This is a genomic window from Amycolatopsis mediterranei, from assembly GCF_026017845.1.
In the GTDB taxonomy this organism is placed as follows: Bacteria; Actinomycetota; Actinomycetes; order Mycobacteriales; family Pseudonocardiaceae; genus Amycolatopsis; species Amycolatopsis mediterranei.
This window is the reverse complement of sequence record NZ_CP100416.1, coordinates 9,253,097-9,270,845: the sequence shown is the minus strand read 5'-3', so window position 1 is coordinate 9,270,845 and position 17,749 is coordinate 9,253,097. Positions and strand designations below refer to the sequence as shown.

The 17,749-nt window shown below is 71.7% G+C and carries 15 protein-coding genes; 7 read left to right on the top strand and 8 right to left on the bottom strand.

Annotated features, from left to right (window positions below):
- Window positions 1–200 precede the first annotated feature (200 nt).
- The 4 genes from ISP_RS41910 to ISP_RS41895 form a co-directional block, all read right to left on the bottom strand.
- Window positions 201–1,370: a coiled-coil domain-containing protein gene (locus ISP_RS41910; RefSeq protein WP_013229848.1), complete on the bottom strand. Its 1,170-nt coding sequence runs from the start codon at window positions 1,368–1,370 to the stop codon at window positions 201–203.
- A gap of 105 nt (window positions 1,371–1,475) precedes the next feature.
- The gene (locus ISP_RS41905; RefSeq protein WP_013229847.1) at window positions 1,476–3,470 is read right to left on the bottom strand and encodes an SDR family oxidoreductase; all 1,995 of its coding nucleotides are present in this window, start codon (window positions 3,468–3,470) and stop codon (window positions 1,476–1,478) included.
- A gap of 102 nt (window positions 3,471–3,572) precedes the next feature.
- A complete protein-coding gene (locus ISP_RS41900) occupies window positions 3,573–4,406 on the bottom strand; it encodes a class F sortase (protein WP_013229846.1) in 834 nt (277 codons plus the stop codon).
- Window positions 4,407–4,409: 3 nt separating this feature from the next.
- The gene (locus ISP_RS41895) at window positions 4,410–5,870 is read right to left on the bottom strand and encodes an MSCRAMM family protein (RefSeq protein ID WP_013229845.1); all 1,461 of its coding nucleotides are present in this window, start codon (window positions 5,868–5,870) and stop codon (window positions 4,410–4,412) included.
- A 318-nt stretch (window positions 5,871–6,188) separates the two neighbouring features.
- On the opposite strand from ISP_RS41895, the gene ISP_RS41890 reads away from it, so the two are divergent.
- Together ISP_RS41890 and ISP_RS41885 are read left to right on the top strand one after the other, a co-directional pair.
- Entirely contained in the window at window positions 6,189–7,022 is an 834-nt protein-coding gene (locus ISP_RS41890) for a Bax inhibitor-1/YccA family protein (RefSeq protein ID WP_013229844.1), read from the top strand.
- Between the two features lie 193 nt (window positions 7,023–7,215).
- On the top strand, window positions 7,216–7,926 hold the full coding sequence (locus tag ISP_RS41885) for an LppU/SCO3897 family protein (protein ID WP_013229843.1): 711 nt from the start codon (window positions 7,216–7,218) through the stop codon (window positions 7,924–7,926).
- 64 nt (window positions 7,927–7,990) lie between these two features.
- On the opposite strand, the gene ISP_RS41880 is transcribed toward ISP_RS41885, so the two are convergent.
- Window positions 7,991–9,211: an acetyl-CoA C-acetyltransferase gene (locus tag ISP_RS41880; protein ID WP_013229842.1), complete on the bottom strand. Its 1,221-nt coding sequence runs from the start codon at window positions 9,209–9,211 to the stop codon at window positions 7,991–7,993.
- Between the two features lie 178 nt (window positions 9,212–9,389).
- Here ISP_RS41880 and ISP_RS41875 point away from each other — a divergent pair, with 178 nt between their 5' ends.
- The 4 genes from ISP_RS41875 (at window position 9,390) to ISP_RS41860 (ending at window position 14,705) form a co-directional block, all read left to right on the top strand.
- On the top strand, window positions 9,390–10,760 hold the full coding sequence (locus tag ISP_RS41875; protein WP_013229841.1) for a cystathionine beta-synthase: 1,371 nt from the start codon (window positions 9,390–9,392) through the stop codon (window positions 10,758–10,760).
- Window positions 10,761–11,006: 246 nt separating this feature from the next.
- On the top strand, window positions 11,007–12,470 hold the full coding sequence (locus ISP_RS41870; protein WP_013229840.1) for a hypothetical protein: 1,464 nt from the start codon (window positions 11,007–11,009) through the stop codon (window positions 12,468–12,470).
- A 343-nt stretch (window positions 12,471–12,813) separates the two neighbouring features.
- A complete protein-coding gene (locus ISP_RS41865) occupies window positions 12,814–13,266 on the top strand; it encodes a hypothetical protein (protein ID WP_013229839.1) in 453 nt (150 codons plus the stop codon).
- Window positions 13,267–13,547: 281 nt separating this feature from the next.
- Window positions 13,548–14,705, top strand: a complete 1,158-nt coding sequence (locus ISP_RS41860; RefSeq protein WP_013229838.1) for a cystathionine gamma-synthase — start codon at window positions 13,548–13,550, stop codon at window positions 14,703–14,705.
- A 3-nt stretch (window positions 14,706–14,708) separates the two neighbouring features.
- Here the strand turns inward: ISP_RS41860 and ISP_RS41855 are convergent, their stop codons facing one another.
- Both ISP_RS41855 and ISP_RS41850 read right to left on the bottom strand, forming a co-directional pair.
- Entirely contained in the window at window positions 14,709–15,182 is a 474-nt protein-coding gene (locus ISP_RS41855; protein WP_013229837.1) for a TIGR03618 family F420-dependent PPOX class oxidoreductase, read from the bottom strand.
- An 81-nt stretch (window positions 15,183–15,263) separates the two neighbouring features.
- Window positions 15,264–15,536, bottom strand: coding sequence for a hypothetical protein (locus tag ISP_RS41850; RefSeq protein ID WP_013229836.1), 273 nt, complete (start codon window positions 15,534–15,536; stop codon window positions 15,264–15,266).
- A gap of 95 nt (window positions 15,537–15,631) precedes the next feature.
- On the opposite strand from ISP_RS41850, the gene ilvA reads away from it, so the two are divergent.
- Window positions 15,632–16,834 carry a threonine ammonia-lyase gene (ilvA, locus tag ISP_RS41845; RefSeq protein WP_013229835.1) on the top strand — a complete coding sequence of 401 codons (1,203 nt, stop codon included), beginning with the start codon at window positions 15,632–15,634 and terminating at the stop codon, window positions 16,832–16,834.
- A gap of 37 nt (window positions 16,835–16,871) precedes the next feature.
- Here ilvA and ISP_RS41840 read toward each other — a convergent pair whose 3' ends face one another.
- Window positions 16,872–17,705 (bottom strand): hypothetical protein, encoded by an 834-nt coding sequence (locus ISP_RS41840; RefSeq protein ID WP_013229834.1) that lies wholly within the window; start codon window positions 17,703–17,705, stop codon window positions 16,872–16,874.
- Between the last annotated feature and the right edge of the window lie 44 nt (window positions 17,706–17,749).

Sequence of the window (17,749 nt, the reverse complement as noted above, 5' to 3'; positions counted from 1 at the left end):
GGGAGGGGAGTCGCTGCTGCTGGGCTTGGCGGCCCAGCTGGAAGCGGCGAACCCCTGGCCCCGGACCGCGCGCAACCAGCGCCCCAAGGTGGCCTTCGGTGCGTTGGACGCACCCAAGGTGGCCTTCGGTGCGTTGGACGCACCCAAGGTGGCCTTCGGTGCGTTGAGCGCACCCAAGGCCACATTGGGGCGTTCGGAAGTCAGGCGCCCGGCTTGCTCCCGGTCGGCGAGAGCGGCTTCGCGCCATTGCCGTTCGCGCCGTTGCCGTTCGCCGGCTTGGTCGCCGGGCCGTTCGAGTTCGCCGGCTTGGCGGCCTGGGGCGCCGGCTTCGGGACCGCGGCCGGCTTGGGAGCCGGCTTCGGGGCCGCCGCCTTCGGGGTGGCCGGCTGCACCACCGGAACGACCGGCGCCGCCGGCGTGGTGGCCGCCTCCGAGTCACCGCCGACCAGCCGGGAAGCCTGCGGGATCACGGCCTCCTCCGGCAGCGTCGCCAGCTGCGTCTCGCTCCGGTTGAGGATGTCCTCCGCCATCGCCAGGCTCTTGCGCGCCTGCTCGCGGATCTCCGTCAGCCGCTCGACCTTCCGGTTCGCCACCGTCGTCCGCTGGGCCGCCTGCGTGGTCGCCTCGTCGAGCCGCCGCTTGGCCTCGGCGGTCGCCTCGTCGAGCCGTCGCTTCGCCTCCGCCGTCGCCTCCGCGAGACGGCGTTCCGCCTGGTTCTTGCTCGCCGTGCGCTGGTCGGCGACGTGCTTCTCCAGTGCCGCCTTCTGGGCCGCCTGGGACGCCTCGAACTCGCGCTCGAGCTTCCGGCGCTTCCGCTCGGCCTCGTTGTCCAGCAGCTCGCGCCGCTGGGCCGCCTCGACCGTCAGCCGCTGGACCTCGGCGCGCGTCTCCGCCAGCGCGCTCTCGTGCTCCGTGTGCAGCAGGTCGGCCTGCTTGTCGAGCTCCTCGACCAGCCTCGTGTACCGCTCGCGCAGCTTCGTCGACGCCTCCGTCGAGGAAGCCCACGTCTTCTCCGCGGCCACCTCGGCGCGCTTGATGATCTCGTCGGCGCGCGCCTGCGCGAGCGTCACCGTGCGCTGCATCCGCTCGTCGAGGTCCTCGAGCCGCTCCGGCGGCTTCTTCAGCTCCTCGACGCGGGCTTCCAGCGCCGCGACCTGTTGCCGGACGGACTCGACCTCGCGGGTCGCGGCGGCGGCCTGCGCCGCGGCGGCGTCGCGTTCGCTGAGCACCCGGCGCAGCTGGGCCTCGACGTGGTCGAGGTACTGCCGGACCTCGTTGCGGTCGAAGCCGTGCCAAGCCTGGGTGTACTCACGACGGAGGGGGAGGAGGCCGTTGAGGGCGGTTGCGGCGGGGTCGCGCTCAGGAACCATGGGCCCGACCGTACCCGGGCACCCGCCGCCTCCGCCTTCCGGCTTGACGAATCACCAACACGTGTCGCCGTGTCGCCGGAACGGCCGCACCCTGGAAACGCTGCGTTACCAGTGGAAGCCGCGCGACAGCCGGGCCAGCGCCATTGCCGCGCGCGAGAGGTGTTTCTCGCCACGTCCGATCTTGAGTTCGCCCGAACCGCCCGCCGCGGCCGAATCCGGGAAGATCCGGAACCCCTGGTACGCGATCGCGTCGGTGAGCCCCGGTGTGAGCGTGTAGGCCAGCCCGATCGCCTGCCCGGCCGGGGTGCCGATGTGCTTCGGCCGCTCGACGAGCGCCGTCATCACCATGTCCGCGGCCTGCTCCGGCGACTTAGTCGGGAACGCGTCGTAGATCTTCGTCGGGCGGATCATCGGGGTGCGCACCAGCGGCATGTGGATGGTGGTGAACGTGATCCCGTCGCCGTGCGTCTCGGTCGCCGCGATCCGCGAGAAGTAGTCCAGCGCCGCCTTCGACGCCGCGTACGCCGAGAAGCGCGGCGCGATGCCCTGCACGCCGATCGACGACACGTTCACGATGTGCCCGAACTTCCGCTCCGACATGTGCGGCAGCACCGCGAGGATCAGCCGCACCGCACCGAAGTAGTTGATGGCCATCGCGCGCTCGTAGTCGTGCATCCGGTCGTAGGACAGCTTGATCGACCGGCGGATCGACCGGCCGGCGTTGTTCACCAGCATGTCGATCCGGCCGTGCTCGGCCAGCATGGCGTCGACGGCCTTGCGCACCGAGTCCTCGTCGGTCAGGTCGGCCGGGTACACCGACGCCGTGCCGCCGGCGGCGACGATCTCGTCGCGGACCTCTTCCAGTTCGTGCTGGCGGCGCGCGACGAGCAGCGGGACACCACCTGCCGCTGCAACTTTGAGCGCGGTCGCGCGGCCGATGCCCGAGGACGCGCCGGTGATGATCACGCGGCGGCCGTCGAGTTCGCCGCGGGGGCCGTGCTTGCGCGCGCGGAAGGGGTCGAGGTGCTCGCGCCAGTAGCGCCACAGCGTCGGCGCGTACTCCTCCAGCCGGGGGACCTCCACGGTGCCGGCCAGCGCCTTGCGCGTCTCGGCCGAGGAGAACACCGACGGGAACGCCATCGTGTCGAGCAGCACCGGCGGGATGCCGAACCGCTCCATCACGGCGTCGCGCGCGATGGTGACGCCGGGGATATGCTCGGTCAGCTTGACCAGCCCGATGATCCGCTTCGAGAGGCCTTCGCCCAGCTGCACGGTGATCGTCGGCGCGCCCGCGGCCCGAGCGAAGGCGTTGTACACCGACACGACCGGCTGCGGTTCGGGGTTGACCAGGTGGAAGGCGTGCCCGTCGAGACCGGGCTTGACCACCAGTTCCAGCAGCGCCTTGGCGACGTAGTCGACCGGCACGATGTTGGTGTCGCCGAGGTCCGGGCCGACGACCGGCAGCACGTCGGGCAGCCCGGAGAGCCGGTTGATAGCGGGGAAGAGGTAGTACGGGCCGTCGATCTTGTCCATTTCGCCGGTCTCGGAGTGCCCGACGACGACGGCGGGCCGGTACACCCGCCACGGCACCTCGTCCTGCTCGCGGACGATCTTCTCGGCTTCGAACTTGGTCCGGTGGTACGGCGTGACCAGCCGCTGCCCGGCGTCGAACATCTCCTCGGTGAACACGCCTTCGTGGTCGCCCGCGACGGCGACCGACGACACGTGGTGCAGGCAGCCCGCGCGCAGGTCCGCGGCGAGGCCGACGACGGCCCGCGTACCGTCCACATTGGCCTTGATGCTGGCTTCGTCGTCGGCGGTGAGGTCGTAGAGCGCGGCGAGGTGGACGATGTGGTCGACGTTCCCGCGCAGCTCCTCGCGGTCGGTTTCGGACACGCCCAGCAGCGGCTCGCCGAGGTCGCCGGTGATCAGCGTGACGCGGTCGGAGTGCGGCCACTGGTCGACCAGCGCGGCCAGTTTGGCCCGCGAGGACGCGCGCACGACGAGCGCGACCCGGTCCTCGTCGGGGCGGGAGAGCAGCAGCCGGGTGAAGTGACGCCCGATCAGTCCGGTCGCCCCGGTCACCAAGAACGTCGCCATCGTCTTCACACCTCTCGCCGCCACAGCCCTGACCCTGGGCATTGTGCTGCATGGCGACGCGCACGACCACCGTTTCGAAACGTGATGTTACCCACGAGTAACTTAGGCCGGGTCCGCGATGACGACGCGGTTCTCCTCGTAGCCGTCCGATCCGCCGACCCAGCGGCCGCCGCACGTCACCAGCACCACGCGGTGCGGGCCGGACGGGCCGAACAGGTAGTCGGCGCGCGCCGCCAGGTCGTTCTTGTGCACGGTGACCAGCTGCGAGATCCGGTACCGCCACGTCTTGCCCGCACTGTCCACAATGGTCACTTCGGCACCGATCCGTTCGTTCCACAGCTCGGCGAACGGCCCGGTCGCGCCCCGCCAGTTCACGTGGCCGGCGAACACGCTCGCCCCGCCCGCCGCGTCGAGTGACGCACCCCACCACGCCGCCTGCCCGAGGTTCGCGGGGACCGGCAGTTCGCCGCCCGGGCCGAGGTTCTGGCGCACCAGCGTCGCCGTCCCGCCGCCGGGCAGCCGCACGGTGCCCGGCCGCTGCGGCGGCAGGGACGGCGGTGGCGCCGGTGACGCCGATGCCGACGATGACGAAGGCGGCTGCCCGGCCGGAGCGGCCGGGGTCGCGGAAGCGGTGGCCGTCGGGGAAGGGGACGGCACCGGCGCCGCGGCTCCGGCCGCGCCCGAGGCGGGCAGCGCCGTGCCGGTCACGACGGTCACCGGCGCCGCGGCGACCACGGTGGAGCCGTACTCCACCCCGAGCACCGTCGCCGCGCCCAGTGCGAAGCCGGCGAGCAGCCGACCCCGGCCGCGCTTCGGCGCGGCCGGATCCCGGTGGCCGGCGGGCGGCTCGTCGTCGACGGCCGCCCAGCCGGTGCTCCGGTGCCATTCGTCGACGAACCAGTCGTCGCCCCGCCAGTCGTCGTCGTGGTTCGCCACGCCTTACCGCCGGGACGCCCGCCGCGCGGCGAAGCCGACCAGCCCGGCTGCCAGCAGCACGAGCAGGCCGACGCCCGCCAGGCCCGGCACGGAGTAGCTCGTCTCGACGACCCCGTGCGCCTGGGCGACCGGCTGATCGCCGGCCGGGATCGCGCGCGGGACTTCGTTCGGCTTGTTCGTCACGGTCAGCGCGAGCGTCTCGCCCGGCTGCACGGTGCCGCACGCCGACGGCGGGTTCTGCGGGTCGTAGGCGTTCGTGTATCCCGGCGGCGGGCTCGCCTCGACGACGCAGATCTCCTGCGGTGCACGGAGGTTCTCGACCGTCACGCCGCCGGTCTTGCCGTCGGTGGTGACGACCACGGGCTTGCCGTCGGTCCCGGTGAGCGGCTTGCCGTCCTGCCCGAGCGCGGCGGACGTCTTGTCCTTGCCCGTGATCCGCAGCACCGCACCGCCGACGCCCGCGCCGGTGTTCGCGTCCGTCTTGGTCACCTGGACCTTGCCGGGCTTGGCGACGTTGACGACGCCCTGGGCGGTCAGCTCCTTCTCGCCCCCGGTGGAGACCACGCGCTGCACCGTCGTGTCCACCGGCAGCCGGACGTAGGGCCGGTCGGCCGGCGCGGACAGCGAGGCCACCAGCTTCGGCTGGTCGCCGGTCGGGGTCAGCTTCACCGTCACGGTGCCGTCCGCGCCGGTCTTGAGCGTGACGTCCTTCGCGGCGGCCTGCGGGCTCGCGTTGCCCGCGGCGCTGTCCGTCTTCCCGTCGCCGAGGGTGGCGTCGGTCGCCGTCAGCTTCACCGGGACGTCCGGGATACCTTTGCCCTGGGCGTTCTTCACGGTGGCGGTCCACTCGGCCGCTTCGCCGAGGTGCTGGTCGCCCTTGGGCTTGGTCATCGAAGCGGTCCACGGCCCGCGGTTGGTTTCGGCGTCCGTCTTCAGCCGGTCGACGGCGTCGGCCGCGGCCTGCATGCCGTGGTCGCGCAGGTACTGGAGGTGCGCCGGCGCGTCGTAGGCGATCTTGTCCTTGGGCAGGTCCGGATTGAGGTCGTCCGGGGTCCGGGGCGCCGCGGTCCACGAGTGCAGCAGGTGCGCGAGCGCGGTCGCTTCGTCCGGGTTCTTGGTGTTGCCGTAGCGCAGCAGCAGGTACGAGATGTTCGCGGCGTTCTCGGCGGGCAGCTTCTCGCCCCACTTGGTGAGCAGTTCGTCGCCGGGCTTGTACTGCTCATCGGTGTTCGGCGCCTTCAGCAGGAAGCTCACGCAGAACACCTGCTGGCCGCCGACGACGTACGACCCCAGCCAGACCGTGCCGAAGCCGGTCTGGCCCCCGACGTCGTGCCCGATGCCCTGCTGGGTTGCGGCCGAGGCCGCGGGCACTCCGGCCGTCACGGAAAGGATGCCGAGCAAGGCCGCGGCGACGAGGCCGGTGAGCGCGCGAACACCCGCGCGCGGGCGTGTTGACCACCCCATGGTGTCAATGCTCCTTCGTTCGACGCGCGGCAGCACCCGGCGTCTCTGCAGGTCACACGACTGATCAAGTCCCCGACGCGCATTCGGTGAACATCCGAGCACGCGAGGTGAGCGTTGCGTCAAGCAGTGAAACTGTGTACCGCTCTTCGGGTGGCTGTCGCCGAACGGTCGTGTCAGCCCCTCGCTTACCGTGTCGTCGGCGGCCGGGGGACGGCCGTCGAGTAAAGTTGTCTTTACTCGACGGGAACCGCTCGTCCCCGGCGGTCGTTGAACCCGATGCAGCGATGATCCACGAAGCAGCAGATCCAGGAGGATCAGGTGCGTTCCAGTAGCAACCCGGCGTTCCGCAACCTGCCCGGCGGCGGAACCCAGACTTACGGGCAGTACGGGCCCCCGGTGGGCTTCAACCAACCCCAGGGCGGCGTGCCGGGGTACGACCCGGGCCGGGCCACCGCCGGCGAGGGCGACCGCCCGATGACCGTCGACGACGTCGTCGTCAAGACGGGCATGTCCCTCGGCGTCGCGCTGCTCGTCGGGGTGATCACGGGCATCTGGGCGCAGGTCCAGCTGGCCGAGACCGGCCGGCTGTCCGGTGCGCTCATCGGCGCGATGCTCGGCGGCCTGATCGTCGGGTTCGTCATCTCGCTGGTGATCATCTTCCGCCGGAAGCCCAGCGGCGCGCTGACGCTGACGTACTCGGCCGCCGAAGGGCTGTTCCTCGGTGCGCTGAGCGGCGTGTTCGAGGCGATCTACCCGGGTATCGCGCTGCAGGCGATCATCGGCACCGTCGGCGTCTTCATCGGCATGCTGGTGGTCTACAAGACCGGCGCGGTCAAGGTCACGCCGAAGCTGACCAAGTGGATCGTCGGCGCCGTCGTCGGTGTCGCGATCCTGATGCTGTTCAACCTGGTCAGCTCGCTGTTCTTCGGCTTCAACCCGTTGCGCGACGGCAGCCCGCTCGCCATCGCCTTCAGCATCCTCTGCATCGGCATCGCCGCGTTCAGCTTCCTGCTCGACTTCGACCAGGCCGACCGGATGATCCGCGAGGGCCTGCCGTCGAAGTGGGCCTGGTACACCGCCTTCGGCCTGATGACGACGCTGGTTTGGCTGTACCTCGAGATCCTGCGGTTGCTTTCGTACTTCCGTGAGTAACCTGGCTCACAGTCCCGCAGTGAAGGCGCTCCGTAATCGGCGGGGCGCCTTTTCTGTGGGTAATTCGTGCATTTGTGGACCCCGCTGCGGATGGCGATCACCCTGCGTGTTGGATGAGCCGGTCGGTTCTCATTTCACATGTGTGAGGTTCACAGTGAGCGTTCCCCCTCCGGCCCCCGGGGGCCAGCAGCCGGTGGGTCAGCCCGATCCTTACGGACCGCCTTCGGGCGGCCAGCCGCAGCAGCCGTACGGCCAGCCGGGCCAGTACGGCCCGCCGCCGCAGGGCCAGCCGGGCCCGTACGGCCCGCCGCCCGGCCAGTTCCCGCCGGGCCAGTTCCCGCCCGGCCAGCCCGGTTTCCCGCCCGCGCCGCCGGCCCCGCCGAAGCGCTCGAAGGCCCTCGGCCTGATCCTGGGTGGCATCGGTGCCTTCGTGCTGATCGGCCTGATCATCGTGGGGGTCTTCGCCTTCATGAAGTCGCCGGCCACCGCGAACGCCGGTGACTGCCTCACGATCACCGAGTTCACCCAGGGCGGCGACGACCCGGCGAAGGCCGACTGCAACGACCCGAAGGCGAACGTCAAGATCGCCAAGAAGCTCGACACCTCCTCCGAGAACTGCCCCGGCGGGTCCGACGCGGGCTACGACACGTACTCGGTCAGCGGCCGCAGCTCGTACAAGCTGTGCCTGATGATCAACGCGAAGCAGGGCGACTGCCTGGCGAACTTCACGTCGCAGACCAAGGGCTACCTGAAGGTCCCGTGCACCGACCCGGCCAAGGACGGCGAGCTCGTCAAGGTCGTGACGGGCCAGGCCGACAAGAGCGTCTGCGAGGGCACCGACGCCACGCGCGTCGCGGTGTACCCGGAGCCGGCGACGACGATGTGCGTCAAGACGAACGAATAGCCGTGACCTGACGAAGAAGGCCCCCTCGCTGTACCGGCGAGGGGGCCTTCTTCGCGTTCAGGGGTCAGGAAAGGCGCTCGATGATCAGCGCCATGCCCTGGCCGCCGCCGACGCACATCGTCTCGAGGCCGAACTGCTTGTCGTGGTGCTGCAGGGAATTGATCAGCGTCGAGGTGATCCGGGCGCCGGTCATGCCGAACGGGTGGCCGACCGCGATCGCGCCGCCGTTGACGTTCAGCCGGTCCAGGTCGATGCCCAGGTCCTGGTAGGACGGGATGACCTGCGCCGCGAACGCCTCGTTGATCTCGACCAGGTCGATGTCGCCGATCGACAGCCCCGCGCGCGAAAGCGCCTGCTTGGACGCCTCGACCGGGCCGTAGCCCATGATCTCCGGCGAAAGCCCGGTGACACCGGTGGACACGATCCGCGCCAGCGGCGTCAGGCCCAGCTCGCGCGCCTTCGTGTCGGACATGACGACCAGCGCCGCCGCGCCGTCGTTGAGCGCGCAGCAGTTACCCGCCGTCACGCGGCCGTCCGGGCGGAACACCGGCTTCAGGCCGGAGACGCCTTCCACGGTGACGCCGGCGCGCGGGCCGTCGTCCTTCGAGACGACCGTGCCGTCCGGCAGCGTCACCGGCGTGATGTCCTTGGCCCAGAAGCCGTCCGCGATGGCCTTCTCGGCCAGGTTCTGCGAGCGGACGCCGAACTCGTCCATCTCCTCGCGCGTGACGCCCTTCAGCCGCGCCAGGTTCTCCGCGGTCTGGCCCATCGCGATGTAGACGTCCGGCACGTTGCCCTCGGTGCGCGGGTCGGTCCAGGTGTCGGTGCCGGACTCGGCGGTCGCCTGCGTGCGCGCCTCGGCGTCGGCGAACAGCGGGTTGTGCGTGTCGGGCCAGGAGTCCGAGCTGCCCTTCGAAAACCGCGAGACGGTCTCGACGCCGGCCGAGATGAAGACGTCGCCCTCGCCCGCCTTGATCGCGTGGAACGCCATCCGGGTGGTCTGCAGGCTGGAGGAGCAGTACCGGGTGATCGTGCAGCCGGGCAGGTGGTCGTAGCCCAGTTCGACGGCGACCGCGCGGCCCATGTTGAACCCGGACTCGCCGCCCGGCAGGCCGCAGCCCAGCATCAGGTCGTCGATGTCGGCCGGGTCCAGCTGCGGCACCTTGGCCAGCGCCGCCCGGACCATCTGCACGGTCAGGTCGTCGGGCCGCATGCCGACCAGCGAGCCCTTGTTGGCCCGCCCGATGGGCGAGCGAGCGGTGGAGACGATGACGGCTTCAGGCATGACGTGACACATCCTCGTATCGCGAGCTAAGCAGTTGCTCACCATAGTGCCGGGTACGGCGGCGCGGTCAAAGCCGAACGCGACCTGCGCCACTCCCGGCGCCGGGTGGTCCGCACCGGAACGGGTGACCGGACAGCGAGTGGACAACGCCACGGGTCGGCCGTTTAGGCTGGCGGTCGTGGAGTACGCAGAGCACATCGCAGACCTCGTGGGCAACACCCCGCTGGTCAAGCTGAACTCGTTGACCAAGGGGCTCAAGCCGCTCGTGCTGGCCAAGGTCGAGTACCTGAACCCGGGTGGCTCGGTCAAGGACCGCATCGCGCTGCGCATGGTCGAAGCCGCCGAAGCATCCGGCGAGCTGCGCCCCGGCGGCACGATCGTGGAGCCGACGTCCGGCAACACCGGCGTCGGCCTGGCCATGGTCGCCCAGCGCAAGGGCTACCGGTGCGTGTTCGTCTGCCCGGACAAGGTCAGCGAGGACAAGCGCAACGTGCTCAAGGCGTACGGCGCCCGGGTCGTGGTGTGCCCGACGGCGGTCGCGCCCGAGCACCCGGACTCCTACTACAACGTCTCCGACCGCCTGGTCCGCGAGATCGAGGGCGCCTGGAAGCCCAACCAGTACGCCAACCCGCAGAACCCGGAGAGCCACTACCGCTCGACCGGCCCGGAGCTGTGGACGCAGACCGAAGGCAAGATCACGCACTTCGTCGCGGGCGTGGGCACCGGCGGCACGATCTCCGGCACCGGCAAGTACCTCAAGGAGGTCAGCGACGGCGCCGTGCAGGTGGTCGGCGCCGACCCGGAGGGCTCGGTCTACTCCGGCGGCAGCGGGCGGCCGTACCTGGTCGAAGGCGTCGGCGAGGACTTCTGGCCGGACACCTACGACCGGGACATCGCCGACGAGATCATCCCGGTCTCCGACGCCGACTCCTTCCAGATCACCCGGCGCCTCGCGCTGGAGGAGGGCCTGCTGGTCGGCGGCTCCTGCGGGATGGCCGTCGCGGCCGCGCTGAAGCTCGCCGAGCGGCTCACCGAGGACGACGTCGTGGTCGTGCTGCTGCCCGACGGCGGCCGCGGCTACATGACGAAGGTCTTCAACGACACCTGGATGTCCTCCTACGGCTTCCTGCCGCCCGACTCCTCCGGCGCGACGGTCGCCGACGTGCTCACCAAGAAGAGCGGGCACCTGCCGGCCCTGGTGCACTCCCACCCGAACGAGACCGTCGCCGAGGCCGTCGCGATCCTCTCCGAATTCGGCGTGAGCCAGATGCCCGTCGTCAGCGCGGAGCCGCCGGTGATGGCCGCCGAGGTCGTCGGCGCCGTCAACGAGCGCGACCTGCTCGACGCGCTGTTCACCGGCAAGGCGCAGCTGGCCGACCGGCTCGAGCAGCACATGTCCCCGCCGCTGCCGACGATCGGCGGCGGCGAGCAGGTGGGCGCGGCGATGACCGCGCTCGTGGGGGCCGACGGCGCGCTCGTGCTGGTCGACGGCAAGCCGGCCGGGGTCCTCACCCGGCACGACCTCCTGGGCTTCCTGGCCGGTCGCTGACTCCGGCCGCGGAAGAGCATTGATCGGCGGACCCGGCCGGGGCGTTTGCGAGCGCCCTGCCGGGTGATCCGATAGCGTGGGCGCAAATAGAACACTTTCGCGTCCTCGTCAAGGGGGTTCAAGACCCACATGAGTGCACCGCAGCCACCGAACCAGCCGTGGGGTGGCGGCCAGCCACCTCAGGGCCCGCCGAGTGGCCCCCAGCCGCAGCAGGACGACCCGTTCAGCAGCCCCGAGCCGACCCAGGTGGTGCAGCCCGCCCAGCCCCACGGCGGTTCCCCGTTCGGGGAGACGCCGGAGCCGACCCAGGTCGTCCAGCCGGGTCAGCCGGGTGACGGCGGGGCGACCCAGGCGATGCCGCCGGTCGACGCGAACGCGACCCAGATGGTGAACCCGGGCGGTGGTGGCCCGGTCGCGGAGTCGACGCAGCTGGTGCCCCCGGGCTCCCAGCCGCCGGCGATCCCGTACACCCCGCCGCCGAGCGCGGCCGACAACCCGGGCGCTGCCTTCGGCCAGCAGCCCGGTGGGTACGGCCAGCAGCCGGGCGGGTACGGGCAACAGCCGGGTGGCTTCGGGCAGCAGCCGGGCTACGGTCAGCCGGGCCAGCCGCCGCAGGGTTTCGGGGCACCCGGGTTCGGTGGCCCGCAGCAGCCCGGCTTCGGCGGGCCGCAGCAGCCTGCCTTCGGCGGGCCGGCCGCGGGCGGCAACGGCCTGTTCGGCTACATCGCCGGCGGCGTGGTCACGCTGCTGGCGCTGGCCGCGCTGATCTACTCGTTCGCCTACATGGGTGACGCGAGCGACTATTCGGCGCTCCTCGACCGCGTGGCCGACCAGGCCGCGATCCAGCGGGTGCTGGACTCGGCCGGGCTCATCGGGCCGGGCTTGGTCTGGTTCTACGTCATTATGATCCTGCTGGGCTCGCTGATCTCGCTGGCCGGCGGCGTCGGCCTGGCGCTGGTGGGCAAGCTGGGCGGGATCCGCAAGTTCGTCCCGATCGCGATCGTCGCGGGTGGCGCGGTGCTGACGCTGTTCGCCCTGCTGCTCAAGATCGGGATGACGCCGAACGCCGAGACGCTCGCGCAGGCGTCCGCCACCGAGCGGGACACGTTCGGCCTCGGCCTGCCGCCGCTGATCCTCGGCATCCTCATCCTGATCGTCGGCGTCGTCGGGCTCATCCCGGCGACTCGGCAGTTCGTCGGCCTCGGCGACGGCAGTGCCGCACCGGGGGGTCCGGGCGGGCCGCAGGGCTTCGGCGGGCCGCCCCCGGGCTTCGGCGGCCAGCAGCAGCCGGGCGGTTTTGGCCAGCCGGGTCAGCACGGTCAGCCGGGCCAGCCGCCGCAGGGCTACGGCCAGCCGGGTGGCTACGGCCAGCATGGTCAGCCAGGTCAGCCGGGTCAGGGCTACGGTCAGCCAGGCGGCTACGGCCAGCCGGGCGGCCCCAACCCGTCCAGCGGCGGGTTCCCGCAGCCGTCGAGCGGGGGCTTCCCGCAGCCGGGTCAGCAGGGCGGGTACGGCCAGCCGGGGCAGCCCGGTGGGTACGGCCAGCCTGGCGGGTACGGCCAGCCAGGTCAGCACGGTCAGCCGGGCCAGCCGGGCCAGCCGGGACAGCCTGGTCAGCCGCCGCAGGGCTGGGGGCAGCCGCCGGGCCAGCAGGGTCCGCCGAGCGGCGGGTTCGGCCAGCCGGGCCAGCCCCCGCAGCAGCAGTGGTGAACTGAAGCGCGCATTCCGTGCCCCGGAGCCGATTCGGCTCCGGGGCACGCGCATTTCCGGGCCGGTAATTGTCCGAAAAGGACAATAAACGAGCGGCACCACAGCCCGTAATCGCGTGACGCATTTCTGCCACTACCGCACAGAAATGATCTTGGGTTCCGCCGTCCGGCCGAATTCCGTTCTCATTCCCGACTCCTGCCCCCGAATTCCGACTAGGGTGAACGCCGTCGTCCTGTGCTCGGCTGATGGGGGAGATGTGACCGGTCCGCACCGTTATCCGGTGTCGCATTCGCATTCGTATTCATCGGCTCGGCCATCCGGAGTAACGGCGGTCCTCGCCGGCGTGCTCGGTTTTCCGGGCGCGGTCGCCGCGGGATACGTGCCGGTCAAGACCTTCCTCGACATGCCGGCGGAATTCAGCCTCGGCGCGCTGCCGGGCTGGGTCCTGGTGGACCTCGCCGCCTACGTCGTCGCGGGCCTGGTGCTGCTCCTCGGTTCGCTGGCGACGCTCTTCCGCGCGACGGCGGGAGCGGTCCTGCTCGGCCTGGGCGCGCTGCTGGCCATCGGTGCCCTGCTCACCGAGCCGATGTCGGTGGGCGTCCCGCCGGCCCGGTTCGCCGACGCGATGTTCACCCACGGCGGGTTCGCGATGGCCGACCGCGTCGGCCTGGCCGCGCTGGCGGTGCTCGTGCTGGTGCTGGCGTTCCTGCCGCCGACGTTCCGCTACCTGCGGTACCGCACGTCCGCGGTCCCGGTGCTGTCCGGCCAGGGCGCGTACTCGTCCCGGAGCTGGTGAATGGCGGCCGTGGCGCCGCCGCGGCCGCGCGGGCACCGCGGTTCCCGCTGGACGCAAGGATCCGCGCCCGCCCGGTGACTTGGTCGTTCGTGGTGGTTGCGCCGGGGTGCTGACGGCGGTCGGCGTGGGCCGGTCGGGTTGGTTGGGCGGTCAGCCGTGCTCGCGCCCGAATGCCCGGTCACCCACCGTCACGCTCGTCCCGATCGCCACCGCCGCTGGACACGGCGCTGAGATCCATCCCACCTGCCGGGAATGCCAGGGGCGGCCCGTACGCTGAACCGATGGTGGACGACTACTCCGTACTCGGCTTCGAGACCCGCGCGATCCACGCCGGTCAGAAGCCCGATCCCCGCACCGGCGCGGTGACCGTGCCGATCTACCAGACCTCGACCTACGCGCAGGACGGCGTGGGCGGTACCCGCGAGGGCGACTACGAGTACTCGCGCACCGCGAACCCGACCCGTTCGGCGCTGGAGGAGGCGCTGGCCTCGCTGGAAGGCGGCCGGCACGCGCTGGCCTTCGCGTCCGGCATGGCCGCCTCCGACGTGGTGCTGCGCAGTACCCTCCGCCCCGGTGACCACCTCGTGCTCGGCAACGACGCCTACGGCGGCACGTTCCGCCTGATCGACAAGGTGCTCAGCCTCTGGGGCGTCGAGCACACCGTCGCCGACCTCGCGGACCTCGACGAGGTGCGCGCCGCGATCCGGCCCGAGACCAAGCTGATCTGGTGCGAGTCGCCGACCAACCCGATGCTGGGCATCGCGGACATCGCCGCGCTGGCCGGGGTCGCGCACGACGCCGGTGCCCGCCTGGTGGTCGACAACACCTTCGCGACGCCGTACCTGCAGAACCCGCTGGCGCTGGGCGCGGACATCGTCCTGCACTCCACGACCAAGTACCTCGGCGGCCACGCCGACGTCGTCGGCGGCGCGATCATCACGAACGAGGACGAACTGCGCGAGCAGTTCTTCTTCCTGCGCAACACCGCGGGCGCGGTGCCGGGGCCGTTCGACGCGTGGCTGACGCTGCGGGGCGTCAAGACCCTCGCCCTGCGCATGGAGCGGCACAGCGACAACGCCGAGAAGATCGTCCAGGCGCTGATCAAGCACCCGAAGGTGACGAAGGTCTACTACCCGGGCCTGCCGGAGCACCCCGGCCACGAGACCGCGGCCAAGCAGATGCGCCGCTTCGGCGGGATGGTCTCCTTCCGCCACGTGGACGGCGAACAGGCCGCGCTGGAGGTGGCTTCGCGCACGAAGCTGTTCATCCTCGCCGAGTCGCTCGGCGGCGTCGAGTCGCTGATCGAGCACCCGGGCAAGATGACCCACGCGAGCACGGCGGGTTCGACCCTCCAGGTCCCGGCCGACCTGCTGCGCCTCTCGGTCGGCATCGAAGACGGCCGCGACCTGGTCGCGGACCTGCTGGCCGCGCTGGGCTGAGGCTCAGCTCACGTCGAGGCCGCCGCCGTAGAGCCGGTCCACCCGGAGCCGGATGACCACGCGGCGGTCCTCGACCATGTTCCGCAGGAACGCGGCCTCGTCGCCGGGATCGGCGAACGGCGCCTGCATCGCGAGCAGCTCCCGGCCGGTCTCGTCCCCGGGCACCGAACTGACCGGCGACACTGCGGCCAGGCCTTCGGCGACGGCGAAAGCCAGGTGGTCGGCGCTGGTGACGTGGAGCGCCGCGTGCGGGTCACGCGCGAGCTGGCGGACCTTCGCGCGCCCCGCCGTGGAGCCGATCCGCACCACGCGCTCGGCCGGATCCCAGGCGTAGGCGACCGTGGACAGGTGCGGAAAGCCGCCGCGGTTGACGGTGGCCAGTGCGCCCAGGCTGTGGGCGGCCAGCAGCCGGCTCGACGCTTCTTCGGTGGGCTTGGCGGGTCCGGGACCGCGGCCCGGCTCGTGGACGGTGGTCACCCGATGATCATCAAGGGCCGACGCGACCAGCGGAAGAAGGCACTTTCGTGTTCCCGGGGAACACGGAGGTAACCCGCCAGGTCAGGGGTTGTAGTTGCCGTGCACGACGCCGCCGGGCGACGACGTGCCGGCGGCCGGCAGCTTCGCGCCGTCGACGCAGCCGCCGACCAGTTCGACGTGGCTGTCGTGGCGGATGTACTGGGCCGGGGAGCCGCACGAGGCGTTGTCCACGGTGAAGTACGCGGCACCCGTCAGCGCGGCGGCCGAGGCCAGCCCGATCACGAGCGGGAGCAGCCCGGCGGAGCGGGTGGCGCGAGCCCGTCGGGCCGTGTTCGCGTCGTTCCCCGGTGCCATGGTTGCTCCTTGTTTACCGCCTGTTGACGCGACCCAGGGTACCCGGCTCACGGTCCGGTCAACCTGTGGAGTTCCTGAGTGGCATAGTCCGGCCCATGGAACTCGTCACCCTCGAGCGGATCCAGGCCGCCCGGGAACTCCTCAAAGGAGTGACCCGGGTGACGCCGATGGAGCACGCGCGCGACCTGCGCCGGCTCCACGGCGGTCCAGTGCACCTGAAGTGCGAAAACCTGCAGCGGACGGGGTCGTTCAAGATCCGCGGCGCCTACACCCGCATCCACGGCCTGACCGTGGCCGAACGCGAGCGGGGCGTCGTCGCGGCCAGCGCCGGCAACCACGCGCAGGGCGTCGCGCTGGCGTCGTCGCTGCTCGGCGCCAAGTCGACCGTTTTCATGCCGCTGCGGGCCCCGCTGCCGAAGCTCGCCGCCACCCGCGGCTACGGCGCCGACGTCCACCTGCACGGCGCGCTCCTGGAAGAGACGCTGCGGGCCGCGATCGAGTTCGGCGAGCGGACCGGGGCGGTGTTCATCCACCCCTTCGACCACCCGGACGTCATCGCCGGCCAGGGCACGGTCGGCCTCGAGATCCTCGAGCAGGTACCGGGCGTGAAGACCATCCTGGTCGCCACCGGCGGCGGCGGGCTGGTCGGCGGAGTGGCGTCGGCGGTGAAGGCGCTGCGCCCGGACGTCCGCGTCGTCGGCGTCCAGGCCGAGGAAGCCGCCGCGTACCCGCCGTCGCTGGCCGCGGGCGCGCCGGTGCGGCTGAGCACGACCTCGACCATGGCGGACGGGATCGCGGTCGGCGAACCCGGCCTGGTCAGCTTCGCCCACGTCGAGTCGCTGGTCGACGACGTCGTGACGGTGTCCGAGCAGTTCCTCTCCCGTGCCGTCCTGCTGTGCCTGGAGCGGCGGAAGCTGGTGGTCGAGCCGGCCGGCGCGGCCACGGTCGCCGCGCTGCTGCAGCACCCCGGCGAGTTCGAGCCCCCGGTGGTGGCGATCCTCTCCGGCGGCAACGTCGATCCGGTGCTGCTGCTGCAGATCATCCAGCACGGCATGACGGCGGGCGGGCGCTACCTGCACCTGAGGTTGCGGGTCCCGGACCGCCCGGGGTCACTCGTGGGCGTGCTGTCGTGCGTCAGCGAGCTGGGCGCGAACGTCCTCGACGTCGAGCATTCCCGCATCTCCGGCAGCCTGGACCTCGGTGAGGCCGACGTCGTGCTGTCCCTGGAGACCCGCGGCCCCGAGCACTGCAAGGAAGTCGAGGTCGCGCTGACGAACGCGGGCTACACGGTCGTCTGAGGGTTCTTCGGGGGTTCAGTTGGCGAAGCCCCGGAGGTCACGGTTCTTCCCCGGTGATCGCCGCGAGAGCCAGGTCCTTGGCGGGCTCGGGGACCTCCGCCGGCGCGGTGAAGCGGCGGGCCCGGATGTGGGCGACCAGGTCCGGGTCCGGCGGCACGCCGTGCTCACGCAGGTAGTACGCCACCGCGCCGGGCCACGCCCAGGCCCCGTCGGTGCGGAAGTTCATCGGCACCGCGTCCGTGCGGTCCGGCGCGAACGCGTCCGGGCCGTTGCTGCGCGAGGCCAGGATGACCGGTGCCGCGTCGAGGTACGCGAGCACCCGCTCGGCCTCCGCCGGGACGAGCGGACGGCGCCGGACCAGCGGCTTGCCCGCCGCGTCGACGCCGTCGTAGATCCGCGGCGTGCGCACCCCGCCCTCGGCGACCGGCGGGGTCAGCCCGGCGCGCTCGCGCAGCCAGGCCGGGATGTGCTCGTCCGCGCGCGGGAAGAACCGCAGCTCGTCCTGGAACCCGACCGGCGGCGGCTGCTGCCGGAACGGCGGTTCGAGGTCCGGCCGCACGAAGTCGACGTCGGGTGGCTGCGCCGGCTCGAACACCAGGATCGCGCCCAGCCACGTGCCGAAGCCGGGCTGGTACATGCCCGAGCGCAGCACCCCGAGCAGCCGCACCGCTTCCGGGTGCGGCTGTCCGGGCCGGGGCACGCCGTCCGGCCCGGTCACCAGCAGATCGGCTTCGACGTGCCGCCCGGCAGCGCGGTACTCGACGCGCAGCTGGCGCCACCCCGGCGGCACCTGCGACGTCAGCACCGCCGCGATCCGGCGGACGATCTCCTGCTGCTGGTCCGGGCGCAGCGGCCCCGGTGGCTGGCTCATGGCGCGGAACCCCGGTGTCGGTCACCCGCCGCGCGAGCCGCTTC